General features: G+C 30.3%; 1 protein-coding gene. It reads left to right on the top strand.

All coding sequences use genetic code 11. The annotated features are described in order from the left end of the window. Nucleotides 1-143: 143 nt before the first annotated feature. Nucleotides 144-488: heavy-metal-associated domain-containing protein (locus E3E36_RS11675; RefSeq protein ID WP_206203662.1), on the top strand; the 345-nt coding region annotated here is incomplete at its 3' end.

The raw sequence follows: 488 nt of genomic DNA, 5'->3' as shown, positions 1-488 counted from the left end.
ATTCAACGTAAAAACAAATTCCATTCTTTATTATTTGAAACAAGGTTGAAAAGATTATTCCATTCTCGCAAGTTATAACTGCATATCATAAAATACCTTTGCAAATATCTAATTATCCCGCATTGTATTAAATCTTAAAAGCAATGAGCAGTTCAAAAATTAATATACAAGTAGAAGGAATGGATTGTGCTAATTGTGCATTAACCATAACGAAATATTTACAGAAAGAAGGTTTGCAAAATGCAAAAGTGAATTTTATTGATGGTAATGTAAGCTTTGATTTGAATGGAAATAAAACACAAAAACAAATTGAAAAAGGAATTGAAGATTTAGGTTATACCGTTAAACATCATCATGCAGATGGAGATGCACATGATCATCATCATGGGCACGACCATTCTGAAAAAGGTAAAATTGGTTTTAAAAATCATTGGCAACGTTTTTTAGTTTGTGCTGTATTTACTGCACCATTGCTGCTGCATATGCTA

It is taken from the genome of Thermococcus sp. M36 (assembly GCF_012027355.1).
Lineage (GTDB): Archaea > Methanobacteriota_B > Thermococci > Thermococcales > Thermococcaceae > Thermococcus.
Note: the sequence above shows the minus strand (reverse complement) of the source record. Positions and strands in the feature narration are given on the sequence as shown.